Raw genomic sequence first — 18,626 nt, 5'->3', positions numbered from 1 at the left:
TGATAGTGAACTGGCGTCGACCCTCGTGGCGCGGCGGCATCCGGCGGGTTGCGCATTGCGTTGTCGGTTGTCGATGCCGTTGCCGCCACATTTGCCGCACGTTGCCGCGGGATGCGGGCTTATGGCCCGTATTTTGCGTAAGGTGCCCGTAAGAGCGCGGCGATACGGTTGCGAGTGGGCAGTCAGATAAAAGCGGCATCAACAACAGAATCACAGATTGGAGACAAGATCATGTCGAATGCTATTCAGTCCGTACTGGTGGAAACCCGGGTCTTCCCGCCGCCCGAGCGCGCGGCGCAGGGCGCCGCGATTCCCAGCATGGATGCCTACAGGGCGCTGTGCGCGCAGGTCGAGAGCGATTTCGACGGCTTCTGGGCCGGCCAGGCCCGCGACAACCTGCAATGGAGCAAGCCGTTCACCGAGGTCCTGGACGAGTCCAACGCGCCGTTCTACCGCTGGTTCGGCGATGGCGAACTGAACGTCTCGGCCAACTGCCTGGACGTGCACCTGACCAACGGCAACGCCGACAAGACCGCCATCATCTTCGAGACCGACGACGGCAAGGTCACCAGGATCAGCTATCGCGAACTGCTGGCGCGCGTGTGCCGCTTCGCCAATGGCATCGCCGCGCTGGGCTACAAGAAGGGCGACCGCGCCATCATCTACATGCCCATGTCGATCGAAGCCGTGGTGGCGATGCAGGCCTGCGCGCGGTTGGGCGTGACGCATTCGGTGGTGTTTGGCGGCTTCTCGGCCAAGAGCCTGCAGGAGCGTATCGTCGACGTCGGCGCTTCGCTGGTCATCACCGCCGACGAGCAGGTGCGCGGCGGCAAGACCATCCCGCTCAAGCCGGCGGTGGAAGACGCCATCGCCATGGGCGGCTGCGACGCCGTCAAGCGCGTCATCGTCTATCGCCGCACCGGCGGCGAGGTCGCCTGGAACGAAGGCCGCGACCTCTGGATGCACGACGTCGAGGCCGGCCAGGCCGACACCTGCGAACCGGTGCCGGTCAATGCCGAGCATCCGCTGTTCATCCTGTACACCTCCGGTTCCACCGGCAAGCCCAAGGGCGTGCAGCATTCGTCCGCCGGTTACCTGCTATGGGCGCTGCTGACCGTCAAGTGGACCTTCGATGCGCGCAAGGACGACGTCTACTGGTGCACGGCCGACGTGGGTTGGGTCACCGGTCACACCTATATCACCTACGGCCCGCTGGCCGCCGGCCTGACCCAGGTGGTGTTCGAGGGCGTGCCGACGTTCCCCAACGCCGGCCGCTTCTGGGACATGATCGCGCGCCACAAGGTCACCACCTTCTACACTGCGCCGACCGCGATCCGCTCGTTGATCAAGGCGGCCGAGGCCGCGCCCGAGACCCATCCGTCCAAGTACGACCTGGACAGCCTGCGCATCATCGGCACGGTGGGCGAGCCCATCAACCCCGAAGCCTGGATGTGGTATCACAAGAACGTCGGCCGCGAGCGCTGCCCGATCGTCGACACCTGGTGGCAGACCGAGACCGGCGGCCACATGATCACGCCGCTGCCGGGCGCCACGCCGACCAAGCCGGGCTCGTGCACGCTGCCGCTGCCGGGCATCGCCGCCGCCATCGTCGATGAAACCGGCGGCGACGTCGACCAGGGCAACGGCGGCTTCCTGGTGATCAAGCGGCCGTGGCCGGCGATGATCCGCAACATCTGGGGCGACCCGGAGCGCTTCAAGAAGAGCTATTTCCCGTCGGAACTGCGCGGATACTACCTGGCCGGCGACGGCGCGCAGCGAGATGCGGACGGCTACTTCTGGATCATGGGCCGCATCGACGATGTGCTCAACGTGTCGGGCCACCGCCTGGGCACGATGGAAGTGGAATCGGCGCTGGTCGCGCATGAACTGGTGGCCGAGGCCGCCGTGGTCGGCCGCCCCGACGACACCACCGGCGAGGCCGTGGTGGCTTTCGTGGTGCTCAAGAGCGCCCGTCCCGAAGGCGCCGAGGCGCAGGCTATCGCCAAGACGCTGCGCGACTGGGTCGCCAAGGAAATCGGCCCGATCGCCAAGCCCAAGGACATCCGTTTCGGCGACAACCTGCCCAAGACCCGTTCCGGCAAGATCATGCGCCGCCTGTTGCGCGTGGTGGCCAAGGGCGAGGAAGTGACGCAGGACGTCTCGACGCTGGAGAACCCCGCCATCCTGGAACAGCTGTCCAAGCCACTGTAAGCGGCTTGCGCCGTCCGTCATGCGGACGGCATGGACAGTCCCGGTCCTGACGGGCGCATAATGCGAGATGCCCATGCCGGTTTGCCGGCATGGGCATCGTCTTTTTTTCTTCGATTTCACCCGGAGGCGCCGCCGTGAGCCGCAGCAGTTTCGATCGCGCAGGGCTTGCCCTGATGTTCAGCACAATCCTTGTGTGGGCAGGGAGCTGGATCGCGATGAAGCTGATCGTGCCTTATATCGGTCCGTTCGATTTCGTGGCGCTGCGCTACGTCAGCGGCAGTCTGGTGTTGTTCGGGCTGGCCATCGCCACCCGGCGGCCGCTGGCCTTGCCGCCTTGGAAGCTGACCCTGCTGATCGGCCTGACCCAGACGGCCGGCTTCCAGGGCTTCGTGCAGACCGCGCTGGTGTCCGGGGGCGTCGGCAAGGTGTCGCTGATGGCTTACACCATGCCATTCTGGGTGGTGCTGTTCGCGTGGGGCTTGCTGGGCGAGCGCCCCACCGTGCGTCACGGTCTCGGCATCGGCCTGGCCGCGATCGGCCTGGTGCTGTTCATCGAACCCTGGCACGGCGTGGGCGCGTTGCGGCCGGTGCTGCTGGGACTGGGCAGCGGCTTGTGCTGGGGTGTGGGCACGGTGCTGTCCAAGCGTATGTTCGAACGCCACGCGCCCGACGTGATGACGTTCACCGCCTGGCAGATGCTGTTTGGCGGACTGGTGATGACGCCTGTGGCCTGGCTGGTGCCGCAGATCGCGCCGCAATGGGGCTGGCAGTTGTGGACCGGCATGGTCTATATCGTCCTGATCGCCACCGCGGCGGGCTGGCTGCTCTGGTTGCAGGTGGTGCGGCGCGTGCCGGCCTCGATCGCCGGCCTGTCCAGCCTCGGTGTGCCGGTGGTGGCGATGCTGATGGCATGGGCGGTGCTGTCCGAGCGTCCGTCGCCGGTCGAACTGGGGGGCATGGCCCTGATCCTCGCCGGCATCTTTGTCGTGAGCCGCGCGGCGCCCGCCGCGCGCGCGGGCTGACCGGCCCGTTCAGTACCGGATTCCATTTTCCTCCAAGGAAGTTTCATGATCGATTTGCGCAGCGATACCGTCACCCGGCCGTCCCCGGCCATGTTGCAGGCCATGGTCAGCGCGCCGCTGGGCGATGACGTGATGGGTGATGACCCCACCGTGATTCAGTTGCAGCAAGCCGTTGCCGAACGCGCGGGCAAGGCGGCCGGGCTGTTCTTCCCGTCGGGCACGCAGAGCAACCTGGCGGGTCTGATGGCCCACTGTGAGCGTGGCGACGAATACCTGGTGGGCCAGCAGGCCCATACCTACAAGTACGAAGGCGGCGGCGCGGCGGTGCTGGGCAGCATCCAGCCCCAGCCCATCGAGCATGCCGAGGATGGTTCGCTGCCGCTGGAAAAACTGGCGGCTGCGCTCAAGCCCGAAGGCGACCCGCACTTCGCTCGTACCCGGTTGCTGGCGCTGGAGAACACGTTCCACGGCAAACTGATCCCGGCCGACTATGTGCGCGCGGCGACCGATTGGGCACGCGGCCATGGCCTGGCCACCCATCTGGACGGCGCGCGTGTATTCAACGCCGCCGTGGCCAGCGGCAAGCCACTGGCTGAGCTGTGCGCGCCGTTCGATTCGGTGTCGATCTGCTTTTCCAAGGGCCTGGGGGCGCCGGTCGGCTCCGTGCTGGTGGGCAGCGCCGAGCTGATCGCGCGCGCGCGCCGCTGGCGCAAGGTTCTGGGTGGGGGGCTGCGCCAGGCCGGCGTGCTGGCGGCGGCCTGCCTGTATGCGCTGGACCACAACGTCGAGCGCCTGGCCGAAGACCACGCCAACGCGCGCCTGCTGGCCGACGGCCTGCGCGGTATAGCCGGCGTGAAGGTGCTGAGCCAGGACACCAACATGGTGTTCGCGCAATTCGAGCCGGCGCGTTGCGAGGCGTTGACCGCGGCGCTGGCGGCCGACGGTATTCTGATGCGCGCTGTTTATGGCGGTCCGACGCGCATGGTGACGCACCTGGACCTGTCAAGCGAAGATGTGCGCCGGGTGATCGCGGCCGTGGCGCGGCACCTGGCCTGATGCCGCCTGCTGGCAGCCGTCAGCCATGGTGCGTGCGGCTGTCGCCCGGCGCCTGGGCGCGCTCGTGCATGCCGTAATCGCGTAGCACCTGGGCGACGCGCAGGCGATAGCCGGCGAACACGCCGCCGCGTCCCGCCTCCTGGGCGCGGCGGTGCGATGCCAGCGCACGCCAGCGCTTGACCGCCTCCTCGTCGCGCCAGAACGACAGCGACAGCAGCTTGCCGGGCGAGGTCAGGCTCTGGAAGCGCTCGACGGAGATGAAGCCGTCGATGGCCTTGAGCTCGTCGAGCAGCCCAGCCGCGATCCGTAGATAGGGCGCGGGATTGCCGGCGGTGGGTTCGACTTCGAATATCACGGCGATCATGGGGTGGGTTCCTCGGTGAAATCGAATTGGGGAATGCGCGCGTTGGGCAGGGTTCGGTAGCGAAATCGCGCCGCCAGGGCGGCGCCATCGATGCCTGTCTGCAGCAGATGGACTAGCGCGCCGGCCGCATCGCGGCGTGCCGCGTCGCGGCCTGGGCAGGCATGGCCCAGGGCGCCGAAGGTCCAGTGCGCCTCGGGTTGCGTCATGGCCGCCGCGGCGAGCACCAGCAACACGGTATCTCCGGTTTCGAGGCGCTGGCCGCCCAGGTCGATGGGCCCGGCCAGAAAGCGACGGGTGTTGTGGATGGGCGGATCGTGCCGCAGCGTCGCGTCGACCAGGTCACGGGCGTGCGCGAGTGTCGGGTTGCCTCGCGCGCCCAGGCGGCCGGCACGCAGCAGGGCATTGCCCAGCAGGCCGGCGCCGGCTTCGCAGGACTGGAACAATAGGCCCGCCAGATTGGCGGCCAGCAGCGAGGGGTCGAGGCCGGCCTGCTCGCCCTGGGCGCGCAGCCCGCGGCAGGCCGGGCCGGCGGACGCATCATGCAGATGGGCGCCGAGCCTCGCCAGCAATCGCTCGGCGGCCGCGTGCCCGGCCGTGATCCGGGCGCCGGGGGCGGCGGGCGGCAAGGCCGCGAGGAAGGCGCCGATGTCGCGCGCACAGTCGGCGGCCACGGCCGCGGGCAGGCCGATGGAACAGGCTTGCGCAAAAACGGGCGCGGCGTGCAGATAGCGGTCGATGGCGGCGGCCGATGCCGTGTCCACCTCCAGCCGCGCCCATTCGGGCAAAGGGGCATGTGGCGCCTGCCGCGCCAGGAACTCGCTGAACAACGCTTTGAGACGGACTTGTCGCGGACCATCCTGCATTCGCAGGAAGCGGCCGAACAGCAGGCCTGCCGGACCGCCGGAGATGCTCTTGGGCACCGGTTCGGCCAGGGGGCGCACGCGGGCGGCGGGGTGATGCAGGATCTCGCGGATTGTCCGCGGATCGCTGGCCACCCAAAGGCCCAGGCGGGCATCCCGGTACAGCGGCCGGTCGCGGGCCAGCGCGGCGTAATAGGGATAGGGATTGGCGTGCGTGACCGCCTGCAGCGGATCGATCGGGAAGGGCGTGGGCATCAGTGGCGCGGCGGCGATTCGGGGAGCCCAGTATCGCCGCGTCGCGCCTTCGACGATTCGGCCTTGGTCGAACTATGCCTGCGTGGCCTGCGCGAGCAGGGCGGCATAACCGGCGCGCGAGTCCGGCCAGCGCAGCGCCAGGCCGCTGGCGCGCAGACGGGCGTTGCTGAGCTTCTTGCTGCCTATGCCTGCTGGCGCCGGGCCTTCGGCCGGCGCCGGCGCGCCGATCATCCGCGCCAGGTCGGCATAGAGCTCATGCAGCGGCAGGGGCGTGTCGTCACAGCCGATGTAGACCGGCAACGCGTCGGGCAGCAGCGCTACGTGCGTGATGGCGGCCGCGGCATCGTCGACGTGGATGCGGTTGGCCCAGTGCGGCGGCGCGAGCGGCGCGCTGGCCGCGCCCGCGCGCAGCCGCTCGATCAGTTGCAGGCGGCCAGGGCCGTACAGGCCGGCCAGGCGCAGGGTGCTGTGCGGGATCGCGCGCGCGGCCAGCGCCGCTTCGGCGTCGAGCAGGATGCGGCCGTTGAAGCCTTGCGGCGCGGGCGGTGTCTCTTCATCGACCCAGCCGCCGTGATGTTCGCCATACACCGCGCTGGAGGACACGAACACGATGCGCTCGACCTGGCTGGTGTCGAGCGCATCCAGCACGTGGTTCAGGCCGTCGACGAACACGCTGCGATAGGCGGCGGGATCGCGCGCGCCGGCGGTGGCGACGTGGATCACGCGGGTGATGCCCGCTGGCAAGGCCGGCAGGCCATCGGGCCGGGTGATGTCGCCTTGCAGCCAGTGGATGCCGCTACCGTCGTTCGCCGGGGGATGGCGGCGCAGCGCGTGTACCGTGTCGCCGCGCGCCAGGAAGCGGCGCGCGGCACGCTGGCCGAGATCGCCGCAACCGATGAAAAGCACGCGTTCAGCCATGGCCGGCAGCGCCGTCACATGCCGCTGTAGACCGGCCCTTCGCCGCCTTGCGGCGCGACCCAGACGATGTTCTGGGTCGGGTCCTTGATGTCGCAGGTCTTGCAGTGCACGCAGTTCTGCGCGTTGATCTGCAGACGGTCCTCGCCGTGGTCGTCCTTGACGAATTCATACACGCCGGCCGGACAGTAGCGAGATTCCGGGCCGCCGTACTTGGCCAGGTTGACCTGCACCGGCACCGAAGGGTCCTTCAGCGTCAGGTGGACGGGCTCGTTTTCGTCGTGGTTGGTGTTGGAGATGAACACCGAGCTGAGCTTGTCGAAGGTCAGCTTGCCGTCGGGCTTGGGGTAATCGATGCGCGCGCACTGCGAGGCCGGCTGCAGGCAGGCGTGGTCGGGCTTGCTGTGGCGCAGGGTCCAGGGCATCTTGCCCTTGAACACCAGTTGCTCGATGCCGGTCATCAGCGTGGCCACGGTGCGGCCCTTCTTGAACCACTGCTTGAAGTTGCGCGCCTTGTTCAGCTCGGCGTGCAGCCACGAATGCTTGAAGGCCTCCGGATACGCGGCCAGTTCGTCGTGGCGGCGGTCGGCCACCAGCGCGTCGAACGCGGCCTCGGCGGCCAACTTGCCGGACTTGATGGCGGCATGGCTGCCCTTGATGCGCGAGGCGTTCAGGAAGCCGGCCTCACAGCCGACCAGCACGCCGCCGGGGAACGTCAGCTTGGGCAGCGACAGCAGGCCCCCCGCCGTGATGGCGCGCGCGCCATAGGCGATGCGTTTGCCGCCTTCGAAGGTGCCGCGGATGGCCGGGTGGGTCTTGTAGCGCTGGAATTCGTCGAACGGCGACAGCCAGGGGTTGGCGTAGTCCAGGCCGACGATCATGCCCACCGCCACCAGGTTGTTGTCCAGGTGGTAGAGGAACGAGCCGCCATAGGTGTCGGAATCCAGCGGCCAGCCGGCGGTGTGGATCACCAGGCCGGGCTTGGACTGGGCCGGATCGACTTCCCACATTTCCTTGATGCCGATGCCGTAGGCCTGCGGATCGCGGCCGTCGTCGAGTTTGTAGCGTTCGATCAATTGGCGTCCGAGCTGGCCGCGCGCGCCTTCGGCGAACACCGTGTAGCGCGCGTGCAGTTCCATGCCGGGCTGGTAGTGGGCGGTGTGGCTGCCGTCGCGGGCCACGCCCATGTCGCCGGTGGCCACGCCGCGCACCGCGCCCTTGTCGTCGTACAGCACTTCGACCGCGGCAAAACCGGGGAAGATCTCGACGCCCAGCGCCTCGGCCTGTTCACCCAGCCACTTGACCACGTCGCCGAGGCGGACGATGTAATTGCCCTCGTTGTGGAAACAGGGCGGCAGCAGCCAGTTGGGCGTGGCACGCGCGCCTTTCTCGGACAGGAACAGGAACTTGTCCTGTGTCACGGGTACGTTCAGCGGCGCGCCCTTTTCTTTCCAGTCGGGGATCAGTTCGGTCAGCGCCAGCGGGTCCATCACGGCGCCAGACAGGATGTGGGCACCCAGCTCGGCGCCTTTCTCCAGGACGCAGACGCCGATTTCCTGGTTCTTTTCAGCGGCCAGTTGCTTCAGACGGATAGCGGTGGCCAGGCCGGCGGGACCCCCGCCAACCACGACCACGTCATATTCCATCGACTCGCGTTCAGACATTGCAAAGCTCCCCGTATGTATTCCATATTTGGCTGGAAGTATTATCGGCGATTGTATTGCAGGCGGGGACCTTGCACGTCTTCGTATTTCTTTTAGCCATCAGGAGCAATTGGTGAACCCGGACATTCAGTCTGCGCGGATTCTGGCGGTGGGCGATACCCACCAGGTGGAACTGCCTTTGCGTTGGGGCGATTCGGACGCCTTGAACCACCTCAACAACACGCTGTATTTCCGCCTCATGGAAGAGGCGCGGATGCAGATCCTGTACGACGCGGGCTTCGAATTGCCGGCCGATGACGGCGCCATCCTGGCCCACGCTTCCTGCGATTTCCTGCGCCCCCTGACCTATCCGGCGATGGTGCGCGTGACGCACAAGGTGACTCGCATCGGCCGCTCCAGCGCCGAATTCGAGCTGCTGCTCGAGAAGGTCGGCGATGAGGGCGGCCCCTATGCCCGTGGCCGCAACGTGCTGGTGTGGATGGACTACGTGGCCAATGCGTCCGCGCCATGGCCGGCGGAAGTGCTGGCCCGGATGGCCACGCAATTCCGGCCGGCCGCGTAGCGGGCGGGCCGGGGCGGGCGGTCCGACTTCGCCGCGCGGTTTGAAACAGCGCGCGCATTTGCCGGCCTTGCCGTTAAAATCTCCGGCAGAACCATAATAGAAACACAAGGGCGCGCCACCCTCGGCGCCGCGAATCCGCTTTCATCGGGCCCCCCCATGATGATGCCGGGCCGCGGAGCCGGCAGCCGCGCTCTCTTCAGTTCGACCTTAACTAGGAGTTGGAGCGATGGACAAGGTTTATGCAAGCGCCCAGGAGGCGCTGGCAGGCATCGTCAAGGACGGCCAGATGATCGCCGTGGGCGGTTTCGGTCTCTGCGGCATTCCCGAGGCCCTGATCGCCGCGTTGCGCGATTCGGGCGTGAAGGACCTCACTTGCATCAGCAATAACGCGGGCGTTGACGGCTTCGGCCTGGGCCAACTGCTCAATACGCGCCAGGTGCGCAAGATGATCGCCTCGTACGTGGGCGAGAACAAGGAATTCGAACGCCAGTATCTGTCTGGCGAACTCGAACTCGAATTCACCCCGCAGGGCACGCTGGCCGAGAAGCTGCGCGCCGGCGGCGCCGGCATCCCGGCCTTCTTCACCCGCACCGGCGTGGGCACCATCGTCGCCGATGGCAAGGAGATCCGTGAATTCGACGGCCATCAATACGTGATGGAACGCTCGCTGGTACCGGACGTGTCGCTGGTCAAGGCGCACATCGCCGACCGCAGCGGCAATCTGGTGTTTCGCAAGACTGCGCGCAACTTCAACCCGAACGTGGCCATGGCCGGCAAGCTGACAGTGGTCGAGGTCGAGCAGATCGTCGACACCGGCAGCCTGGACCCCGACCAGATCCACCTGCCCGGCATCTATGTGCATCGGATCGTGCTGAACACCAATCCGGAAAAGCGCATCGAACAACGTACCACTCGCCCGGCCTGAGGAGAACACGACATGGCATGGTCCCGCGATGAAATGGCCGCGCGCGCCGCGCGCGAGCTGCAAGACGGTTTTTACGTGAACCTGGGTATCGGCCTGCCGACCCTGGTGGCCAACCACGTGCCCAAGGGCGTCGAGGTCTGGCTGCAATCCGAAAACGGCCTGTTGGGCATCGGCCCGTTCCCGACCGACGCCGAGGTCGACGCCGACCTGATCAACGCCGGCAAGCAGACGGTCACTACGCTGCCGGGCTCGTCGATCTTCTCATCGGCCGACTCGTTCGCGATGATCCGCGGCGGCAAGATCAACCTGGCCATCCTGGGCGCGATGCAGGTGTCCGAAAAGGGCGACCTGGCCAACTGGATGATCCCGGGCAAGATGGTCAAGGGCATGGGCGGCGCGATGGACCTGGTGGCCGGTGTCGGCCGCGTGGTCGTGCTGATGGAACACGTGGCCAAGAAGAAGGACGGCACCGAGGACATCAAGCTGTTGCCCGAGTGCAATCTGCCGCTGACCGGCGTGGGCGTGGTCGACCTGATCATCACCGATCTGGGCGTGATGGAAGTCACCGACAACGGCCTGAAGCTGCTGGAAACGGCGCCGGGCGTCAGCGTGGACGAGATCCAGTCCAAGACGGCCGCCAGGCTGGACGTGTCGGCGGTCAAGCAGGCCTGATCGTCGCCACGACGGATAACGCCCCGCAAGGGGCGTTTTTCATTCCAGCTCCGGAATGCAGAATCAGGCCGATTCCCGCAGCAGCATGCCCACGTGCGGGATACCGTCTTCGATGTATTCGTCGGTCACGGGCACAAAGCCGTGGCCGCCGTAGTAGCCCTTGAGCCTGGCCTGCGCGCCCAGGTAGAGCGGCTCGCCCGGCCACAGCCGGGCCGCCTCGTCCTTGGCGCGGCGCATCAGTTCATGGCCCAGGCCGGTGCCGCGTGCAGCCGGCGCGGTGATGACGCGGCCGATGACCGCCTGGCCGTCGTTCAGCGCCGGTTCGAGCAGGCGGCAATAGGCCAGCAACGCGCCGTCTGCCCAGGCCATCAGGTGTTCCGTCTGTCCCACCAGGTCCTTGCCGTCCATGTCGAGGAAGGCGCAGTTCTGTTCGACCACGAATACTTCCGAGCGCAGGCGCAAGATGGCGTAGAGCTCGGCCAGGGTCAGTTCGGCGTGGGGTTTGCAGGTCCAGGCGGGCATTCGAGAGCGTCCGAAAAACAGGGGGGCGGGAAAGGCTCTTAGCGTACCGCAAACCGGCCCCGTTTCTTTTGGGGCACTGTTACATCAAATCACGGGTATACCCTTAGTATGAAAATGAATTTTCTTCTCTAAAATTTATGTGTAAACAGATTTACATAAATCCCCGCTACGCTTTCCTTCCCTTTTTCCGATGACCAAGGCCACTCTCACGATCGCTGATCGGATCGCCCGGGCCCAGCCCGCGCTGAGCCGCAAGCAGCATGAAATGGCCGAGTACGTCCTGGCGCACCAGTTCCGCGTGGCCACGATGACCATTGACGAATTCGCCGCCGCCACGGGGGTCTCGGTAGCCACCGCCAACCGTTTCGCGCGGGCGCTGGACCTGCCGGGCTACCCGCAGTTCCGCGCCGAACTGGCTCGCGGCTTCGAGGCGGCGCTGGAACCGGTCGAGAAGCTGCGCACCGAGCTGGCGCATTCGGCCAGCGCGGTACAGATCTTCGCCGCGATCCTCGAGGAAGACATCCGCAACGCCCAGCGCAACCTGCAAAATCTGGATGCCGGCGCCTGTGAGCAGGCGGTCGAGGCGATCCTGGCCGCCGACCGCGTGTTCATCATCGGTTTCGGCGCCAGCGGGTTCCTGGCCGGCATGCTGCAGCGTGGACTGTGCATGCACCTGCATTCGGTCGAGTCGTTGGCGGGCCCGGGCGGCGTGTCGCACGCGGCGCGGCAGATGTCGCGCATGACCAGCAAGGACCTGGTGATCGCCATCGGCTTTCCGCGCTATCTGGCCGATACCGTGACCCTGGCCGCCGCGGCCAAGCAGGCTGGCGTGCCGGTGCTGGTGCTGACCGACAAGCCCACTTCGCCGCTGGCGCCGACGGCGTCCGTGGTGCTGTACGCGGTGTCCGGCCGGCAACTGATCCCCAATTCGGAAACCGCCGCGCTGGGCCTGATCGAAGCCTTGTCGGCGGCGGTGGCCTATCGGGCCAAGAATTCCGTCGCGGCCGCCGCTGGGGTGACCCAGTCCGTGATGCCGTGGCTCATCCATGGAGTAGGTAAACGATGATTCAACCCGTGATCGCGATTCACGGTGGCGCCGGCGCGATGTCCCGCGCGGCCATGTCGCCCGAGAAAGAGCAGGAATACCTGAGCGCGCTGGAATCCATCCTGACCGCCGGGCAGGCCGTGCTGGCCCGTGGCGGCAGCGCGCTGGATGCCGTGACCGAAGCGGTGCGCTTGTTGGAAGACTGCCCGCTGTTCAATGCCGGCCACGGCGCCGTGTTCACCAGCGCCGCCACGCACGAACTGGACGCCGCCATCATGGACGGCGCCACCCTGCGCTCGGGCGCCATCGCCAACGTCAATTGCGTGCGCAACCCGGTGTTCGCCGCGCGCAAGGTCATGGAATCCAGCAAGCATGTGTTTTTCGTGGGCGAGGGCGCCGAAGCCTTCGCCAGGGATGCCGGCCTGGAAATCGTCGATCCGTCGTACTTCTCGACCGAGGCGCGTCGCGAGCAACTGCTGCGCGTACAGCGCGAAACGCCGGAAGCGGCGGTGCTGGATCACGACGGCCAGGCCATGGTCGCGCGCGGCCAGCCGGCGCCGGCCGATCCGCTGGACGCGGACAAGAAGTTCGGCACCGTGGGCGCGGTGGCGGTGGATGCGCAGGGCAACCTGGCCGCGGCCACGTCCACGGGTGGCATCACCAACAAGCAGGTCGGCCGCGTCGGCGACGCGCCGCTGATCGGCGCCGGCACCTACGCCAGCAACCAGACCTGCGCCGTGTCCACCACCGGCACGGGCGAGATGTTCATCCGCATGGTCGCCGCCTATGACGTGGCGGCCCAGATGGAATATTGCGGCGCGTCGCTGGAAACGGCGGCCAACCGTGTCGTGATGGAAAAACTGCCCACCATCGGCGGCAAGGGCGGCCTGGTGGCTGTCGACGCCCAGGGCAATGTTGCCTTGCCGTTCAATACGGAAGGCATGTACCGCGGTTACGCCCGCGTCGGCGAGAAGCCGGTCACCGCCATCTACCGCTGAGTGGCGGCGGGCTTCGTTTTTGTCAGTTTTAGGGATTACTAGAGATATGGTTGATCGCGCAAACAGCCTGGCGCTGCCGGATAACCGCGTGGTCCAGGTCGACGACCTGACGGTGCGCTTCGTGGGTTCGGAGCGCACGGTCGAAGCCGTGCGCAATCTGTCGTTCCATGTGGACCGGGGCGAAACCCTGGCCATCGTGGGCGAATCGGGTTCTGGCAAGTCGGTGACGTCGCTGGCGCTGATGCGCCTGGTGGAACATGGCGGCGGCCGCATCGCCCAGGGCAGCATGGCCCTGCGCCGCCGCAATGGTTCCGTGATCGACCTGGTCAATGCCAACCAGCGCGTGATGCGCAACGTACGCGGCGCCGACATGGCCATGATCTTCCAGGAGCCGATGACGTCCCTGAACCCGGTGTTCACCGCTGGCGACCAGATCGCCGAGTCGATCCGCGAGCACCAGGGCATGGATGCCGCCGCCGCGCGCGCCGAGGCCCTGCGCATGCTGGAGCAGGTGCGCATTCCGGAAGCCAAATCGGTGCTGGACCGCTACCCGCACCAGCTTTCGGGCGGCATGCGCCAGCGTGTCATGATCGCCATGGCGCTGGCCTGCAAGCCGGCGCTGCTGATCGCCGACGAACCCACCACCGCGCTGGACGTCACCATTCAGGCGCAGATCCTGCAGTTGATCCGTCAATTGCAGGAAGAAATGCACATGGGCGTGGTGTTCATCACCCACGACATGGGGGTGGTGGCCGAAGTGGCCGATCGCGTGCTGGTCATGTACCGCGGCGACAAGGTAGAGGAAGGTCCGTCGGCGTCGGTGTTCGCCACGCCCCAGCACGCCTATACCCGCGCACTGTTGTCGGCCGTGCCGAAACTGGGCGCGATGCAGGGCACCGACCTGCCGGCGCGCTTCCCGCTGCTGCAGGTGGACGGCAAGGCCCAGCCGGTGGCCGAGCCGGGCGCAGCCAGCACGCAGGAAGTGCCTGCCGCGCAGCGCGAGCCGATCCTGAGCGTGCGCAACCTGGTCACGCGCTTCGACCTGCGCGGCGGCATCCTGAGCCGGGTGCAGCGCCGCGTGCATGCGGTCGAGAAGGTCAGTTTCGACCTGTACCCCGGCGAAACCCTGTCGCTGGTGGGCGAGTCCGGTTGCGGCAAGTCCACCACCGGCCGTTCGCTGCTGCGCCTGGTGGAAAGCCAGGGCGGCGAGATCCGCTTTGGCGGCCGCGACATCGTGCGTCTGAAGACCGGCGAACTGCAATCCCTGCGCCGCGACATCCAGTTCGTGTTCCAGGACCCGTTCGCTTCGCTCGATCCGCGCGTCACGGTCGGTTTCTCGATCATGGAACCGCTGCTGGTGCACGGCGTGGCCAAGGGCAGGCAGGCCGAGCAACGCGTGGCCGAACTGCTCGAGCGCGTCGGCCTGCCGCCGGAAATGGCGCAGCGCTATCCGCATGAATTCTCCGGCGGCCAGCGCCAGCGCATCTGTATCGCGCGCGCCCTGGCCCTGAACCCCAAGGTCGTGATCGCCGATGAATCGGTATCGGCGCTGGATGTGTCGATCCAGGCGCAGATCGTCAACCTGCTGATCGATCTGCAGCGCGACATGGGCATCGCGTTCCTGTTCATTTCGCACGACATGGCCGTGGTCGAACGTGTCAGCCACCGCGTGGCCGTCATGTACCTGGGCCAGATCGTCGAGATCGGCCCGCGCCGGGCGATTTTCGAGAACCCGCAGCACCCGTACACCAAGAAGCTGATGGCGGCCGTGCCGATCGCCGATCCGGCGCGCCGCCACATGAAGCGCACCTTGCTGTCCGATGAAATTCCCAGCCCCATCCGCAGGCTCGGCGACGAGCCGGTGGTGCAGCCGCTGGTGCAGGTAGGAACCGATCACTTCGTCGCCCGTCATCCGGTCGGCGGAGCGTATTGAGTCAGTTGTCGTACTTGTTTTTCTTCCACCAAACCCCCTAATTCCGTACAGGAACCAGGAGTTGCAATGATGAAAGTTCTGCGCCCCACCAAGCTGATGGCCGCCGCCGCGGTGGCCTTCGGCGTGCTCACTTCGCCGCTGGCGCATGCTGCCAAGGACGTGACGTTTGCCGTCTCCATCGCGCTGGAAACGCTCGACCCGTACAACACCAACAGCACGCTGAACCAGGCGGCCGGCAAGGCCTACTACGAAGGCCTGTTCGAGTTCGACAAGGACCTGAAGATCCAGAAGGTGCTGGCCACCGATTACTCCGTCAGCGAGGACGGTCTGGTGTACACCTTCAAGCTGCGCGATGGCGTCAAGTTCCATGACGGCACCCCGTTCAACGCCGAAGCCGTCAAGATCAACTTCGACCGTCCGGCCAATCCGGAAAACCGCCTGTCGCGCTACATCCAGTTCAGCGTCATCGACAAGACCGAAGTGGTCGATCCGCTGACCGTCAAGATCACCCTGAAGAAGCCGTTCTCGGCCTTCATCAACGCGCTGGCACACCCGGCCGCCATGATGATCTCGCCGGCCGCGCTGGCCAAGTATGGCAAGGACATCGGCTTCCACCCGGTCGGTACCGGCCCGTTCGAATTCGTCGAATGGAAGCCCGCCGAATACCTGAAGGTCAAGAAGTTCGACGGTTACTGGAAGAAGGGCTATCCGAAGATCGACACCCTGACCTTCCGCACCGTCACCGACAACAACACCCGCGCCGCCGTGGTGCAGACGGGCGAGGCGCAGTTCGCCTTCCCGGTGCCGTTCGAGCAAGCCGCCGTGCTGGCCAAGAACGACAAGCTGGACGTGGTCGACCACAAGAACTCGATCATGGCCCGCTATCTGTCGATGAACACGCAGCAAAAGCCGTTCGACAACGTCAAGGTGCGTGAAGCCATCAACTACGCCATCAACAAGGAAGCCCTGGCCAAGGTCGCTTTCTCGGGCTACGCCACCGTCGTCGACGGCGTCGTGCCGCAAGGCGTGGATTTCGCCTACAAGACCGGCCCGTGGCCGTACGACCTGAAGAAGGCCAAGGCCCTGCTGGCTGAAGCCGGCTACCCCAATGGCTTCGAAAGCCAGCTCTGGTCCGCCTACAACGACGGCACCTCGGTGAAGGTGGTGCAGTTCCTGCAGCAGCAACTGGCGCAAGTCGGCATCAAGGTGTCGGTCGAGGTGCTGGAATCGGGCCAGCGTGTGCAGCGCGTGCAACAGGTGCAAAAGCCTGAAGACGCCAAGGTCCGCATGTACTACGCCGGCTGGTCGTCCTCGACCGGCGAGGCCGACTGGGGCCTGCGTCCGCTGCTGACCACCGCCGCTTTCCCGCCGGTGCTCAACAACGTGTCGTACTACTCGAACAAGTCGGTTGACGACGGCGTCCAGCAAGCCCTGGCCACCACCGATCGCGCCAAGAAGACCGAGATCTACAAGAACGTTCAGGAAACCATCTGGAAGGATGCCCCGTGGGCCTTCCTGGTGACCCAGAACAACGTGTACGTCAAGTCGAAGAAGCTGTCGGGCGTCTACGTGGAACCGGACACCTCGTTCTGGTTCGGCGACATCGATCTGAAGCAGTAAACCGGCGGTAACTCTCGGGGCCGCAGGGCCCTTGCAAGGCCACATACGGCGGGGACGCGGTGTCCCCGCCGATGTTGCAGGAATTTCAATGCTGACCTACATCGTCAAACGTCTTTTGGGCATGATCCCCACGCTGCTGCTTGTGGCCGTGGTCGTGTTCCTGTTTGTGCACATGCTTCCGGGCGACCCGGCGCGACTGGCCGCGGGCCCCGAGGCCGACCAGCAGACCGTCGAACTGGTGCGCAAGGAACTCGGGCTGGACCAGCCCCTGCCGCAGCAGTTCGTGCGCTATTTCAGCCACATGCTGCAAGGCGACCTGGGTACCTCGCTGCGTACCAAGCGTCCCGTCTCGACCGAAATCGCCGATCGTTTCATGCCCACGCTGTGGTTGACGGTCGCCAGTATGGCCTGGTCCGTCACCTTCGGCATGATCATCGGGATCGTGTCGGCGGTCTGGCGCAACCGTTGGCCCGATCGCCTCGGCATGACGCTGGCGGTGTCCGGCATCTCGTTCCCCGCGTTCGCGCTGGGCATGATGCTGATGCAGATCTTTTCCGTGAACCTGGGTTGGCTGCCGACCGTGGGCGCCTCCAGTTGGAAACACTACATTCTTCCGTCCATCACGCTGGGCGCCGCGGTGGCCGCGGTGATGGCGCGCTTCACCCGCGCTTCCTTCGTCGAAGTGGTGCAGGAAGACTTCGTGCGCACCGCCAGGGCCAAGGGTCTGAGCGAACGCCGCGTGGTCATCAAGCACGCGCTGCGCAACGCGCTGATTCCGGTCGTCACCATGATGGGCCTGCAGTTCGGCTTCCTCCTGGGCGGTTCGATCGTGGTCGAGACGGTCTTCAACTGGCCCGGCCTCGGCCGCCTGCTGGTCGATGCCGTGACCCAGCGCGACTACCCTGTGATCCAGGGCCTGGTGCTGCTGTTCTCGTTCGAATTCATCCTGATCAACCTGATTGTCGACGTGCTCTATGGCGTCATCAATCCCAGCATCCGTTACAAGTGAGGCGGCCATGAGCAATACGACACCCGCCGCAACCGTCGCCACCGCCGCCCCCAAGAACGACGTGCGCACGCCCGCCACCGAGTTCTGGCGCAAGTTCAAGAAGCAGAAGCTGGCCGTGGGCGCTGGCGTCTTCGTCCTGCTGCTGGTCGTGGTGGCGATCCTCGCCCCCTGGATCGTGCCGTTCGACGCGGAGAACTTCTTCGATTACGACGCCTTGAACGCCGGTCCGTCCTGGACCCACTGGCTGGGCGTGGACTCGCTGGGCCGCGACATCTTCAGCCGCATCATCATGGGCGCCCGCATCTCGCTGGCCGCCGGCTTCCTGTCGGTCGCCATGGGTGCCGTCGTCGGCACTTTCATGGGCCTGATGGCCGGCTACTACGAAGGCTGGTGGGAACGCATCACCATGCGCATCTCGGACGTGCTGCTGGCCTTTCCCGGCATGCTGCTGGCGATCGGCGTGGTCGCCATCCTGGGCTCGAGCATGGTCAACGTGATCGTGGCCGTTGCCGTGTTCAGCGTGCCGGCGTTCGCCCGCCTGGTGCGCGGCAATACGCTGTCGATCAAGCAGATGACCTACGTCGAGGCGGTCAAGAGCGTGGGCGCGTCCGACTGGACCATCATCATGCGCCACATCCTGCCCGGCACGATCTCGCCGATCGTGGTGTATGGCACGATGCGCATCGGCACCTCGATCATCACGGCGGCCAGCCTGTCGTTCCTGGGCATGGGCGCCTCGCCTCCCACGCCGGAGTGGGGCGCGATGCTGAACGAGGCGCGCGCCGACATGGTGATCGCCCCGCACGTGGCGATCTTCCCGGCGCTGGCGATCTTCCTGACCGTGCTGGCGTTCAACCTGCTGGGCGACGGCCTGCGCGACGCGCTCGATCCCAAGATCGATCGCAAGTAAGCGCCAAGCGGACGACAGCCGCGTCGCAGGCCGCCCTCGCGGGCCCGGCGGCTTCTCTGTCAACCATCTGATGTGGGCGATGG

At 66.3% G+C, this 18,626-nt stretch carries 17 protein-coding genes; 12 read left to right on the top strand and 5 right to left on the bottom strand.

Annotation, left to right across the window (positions count from 1 at the left end; genetic code table 11):
• Positions 1-231: 231 nt before the first annotated feature.
• The 3 genes from acs (at position 232) to ltaE (ending at position 4,289) form a co-directional block, all read left to right on the top strand.
• Entirely contained in the window at positions 232-2,211 is a 1,980-nt protein-coding gene (gene acs, locus AC6LKG_RS24780; protein ID WP_498169300.1) for an acetate--CoA ligase, read from the top strand.
• Between the two features lie 134 nt (positions 2,212-2,345).
• The gene (locus AC6LKG_RS24775; RefSeq protein WP_498169298.1) at positions 2,346-3,233 is read left to right on the top strand and encodes a DMT family transporter; all 888 of its coding nucleotides are present in this window, start codon (positions 2,346-2,348) and stop codon (positions 3,231-3,233) included.
• Positions 3,234-3,278: 45 nt separating this feature from the next.
• On the top strand, positions 3,279-4,289 hold the full coding sequence (gene ltaE / locus AC6LKG_RS24770; protein ID WP_498169296.1) for a low-specificity L-threonine aldolase: 1,011 nt from the start codon (positions 3,279-3,281) through the stop codon (positions 4,287-4,289).
• Between the two features lie 19 nt (positions 4,290-4,308).
• On the opposite strand, the gene AC6LKG_RS24765 is transcribed toward ltaE, so the two are convergent.
• From AC6LKG_RS24765 to AC6LKG_RS24750, 4 genes are all read right to left on the bottom strand, one after another.
• Positions 4,309-4,653, bottom strand: a complete 345-nt coding sequence (locus tag AC6LKG_RS24765; protein WP_498169293.1) for an antibiotic biosynthesis monooxygenase family protein — start codon at positions 4,651-4,653, stop codon at positions 4,309-4,311.
• A complete protein-coding gene (locus tag AC6LKG_RS24760; RefSeq protein WP_498169291.1) occupies positions 4,650-5,768 on the bottom strand; it encodes a cytochrome P450 family protein in 1,119 nt (372 codons plus the stop codon). Before AC6LKG_RS24760 ends, AC6LKG_RS24765 begins: the two co-directional genes overlap by 4 nt.
• Positions 5,769-5,840: 72 nt before the next feature.
• Positions 5,841-6,686: an NAD-dependent epimerase/dehydratase family protein gene (locus AC6LKG_RS24755; protein WP_498169288.1), complete on the bottom strand. Its 846-nt coding sequence runs from the start codon at positions 6,684-6,686 to the stop codon at positions 5,841-5,843.
• A 14-nt stretch (positions 6,687-6,700) separates the two neighbouring features.
• Positions 6,701-8,347, bottom strand: coding sequence for an electron transfer flavoprotein-ubiquinone oxidoreductase (locus AC6LKG_RS24750; RefSeq protein ID WP_498169286.1), 1,647 nt, complete (start codon positions 8,345-8,347; stop codon positions 6,701-6,703).
• 112 nt (positions 8,348-8,459) lie between these two features.
• Between AC6LKG_RS24750 and AC6LKG_RS24745 the strand changes: the two genes are divergently transcribed.
• The 3 genes from AC6LKG_RS24745 to AC6LKG_RS24735 all read left to right on the top strand — a co-directional run bounded on the left by AC6LKG_RS24745 (position 8,460) and on the right by AC6LKG_RS24735 (position 10,506).
• On the top strand, positions 8,460-8,909 hold the full coding sequence (locus AC6LKG_RS24745) for an acyl-CoA thioesterase (RefSeq protein WP_498169283.1): 450 nt from the start codon (positions 8,460-8,462) through the stop codon (positions 8,907-8,909).
• Positions 8,910-9,135: 226 nt separating this feature from the next.
• A complete protein-coding gene (locus AC6LKG_RS24740; RefSeq protein ID WP_498169280.1) occupies positions 9,136-9,834 on the top strand; it encodes a CoA transferase subunit A in 699 nt (232 codons plus the stop codon).
• A 12-nt stretch (positions 9,835-9,846) separates the two neighbouring features.
• Complete coding sequence (locus tag AC6LKG_RS24735; protein ID WP_498169278.1) at positions 9,847-10,506, top strand: CoA transferase subunit B; 660 nt, start codon at positions 9,847-9,849, stop codon at positions 10,504-10,506.
• A gap of 63 nt (positions 10,507-10,569) precedes the next feature.
• On the opposite strand, the gene AC6LKG_RS24730 is transcribed toward AC6LKG_RS24735, so the two are convergent.
• Entirely contained in the window at positions 10,570-11,028 is a 459-nt protein-coding gene (locus tag AC6LKG_RS24730) for a GNAT family N-acetyltransferase (RefSeq protein ID WP_498169275.1), read from the bottom strand.
• 190 nt (positions 11,029-11,218) lie between these two features.
• Between AC6LKG_RS24730 and AC6LKG_RS24725 the strand changes: the two genes are divergently transcribed.
• From AC6LKG_RS24725 to gsiD, 6 genes are all read left to right on the top strand, one after another.
• Positions 11,219-12,094 carry a MurR/RpiR family transcriptional regulator gene (locus AC6LKG_RS24725; RefSeq protein ID WP_498169272.1) on the top strand — a complete coding sequence of 292 codons (876 nt, stop codon included), beginning with the start codon at positions 11,219-11,221 and terminating at the stop codon, positions 12,092-12,094.
• Positions 12,091-13,071: an isoaspartyl peptidase/L-asparaginase family protein gene (locus AC6LKG_RS24720; protein WP_498169270.1), complete on the top strand. Its 981-nt coding sequence runs from the start codon at positions 12,091-12,093 to the stop codon at positions 13,069-13,071. Before AC6LKG_RS24725 ends, AC6LKG_RS24720 begins: the two co-directional genes overlap by 4 nt.
• Positions 13,072-13,117: 46 nt before the next feature.
• The gene (locus AC6LKG_RS24715) at positions 13,118-15,004 is read left to right on the top strand and encodes a dipeptide ABC transporter ATP-binding protein (RefSeq protein ID WP_498169268.1); all 1,887 of its coding nucleotides are present in this window, start codon (positions 13,118-13,120) and stop codon (positions 15,002-15,004) included.
• 66 nt (positions 15,005-15,070) lie between these two features.
• Positions 15,071-16,624, top strand: a complete 1,554-nt coding sequence (gene gsiB / locus AC6LKG_RS24710) for a glutathione ABC transporter substrate-binding protein GsiB (RefSeq protein ID WP_498169265.1) — start codon at positions 15,071-15,073, stop codon at positions 16,622-16,624.
• A gap of 88 nt (positions 16,625-16,712) precedes the next feature.
• Entirely contained in the window at positions 16,713-17,633 is a 921-nt protein-coding gene (gene gsiC / locus AC6LKG_RS24705) for a glutathione ABC transporter permease GsiC (protein ID WP_498169262.1), read from the top strand.
• 7 nt (positions 17,634-17,640) lie between these two features.
• Positions 17,641-18,543, top strand: coding sequence for a glutathione ABC transporter permease GsiD (gsiD, locus tag AC6LKG_RS24700; protein ID WP_498169259.1), 903 nt, complete (start codon positions 17,641-17,643; stop codon positions 18,541-18,543).
• Positions 18,544-18,626: the final 83 nt, after the last annotated feature.

Source organism: Achromobacter sp. 46006 (genome assembly GCF_059761975.1).
This window is presented reverse-complemented; position numbering and strand designations above follow the sequence as displayed.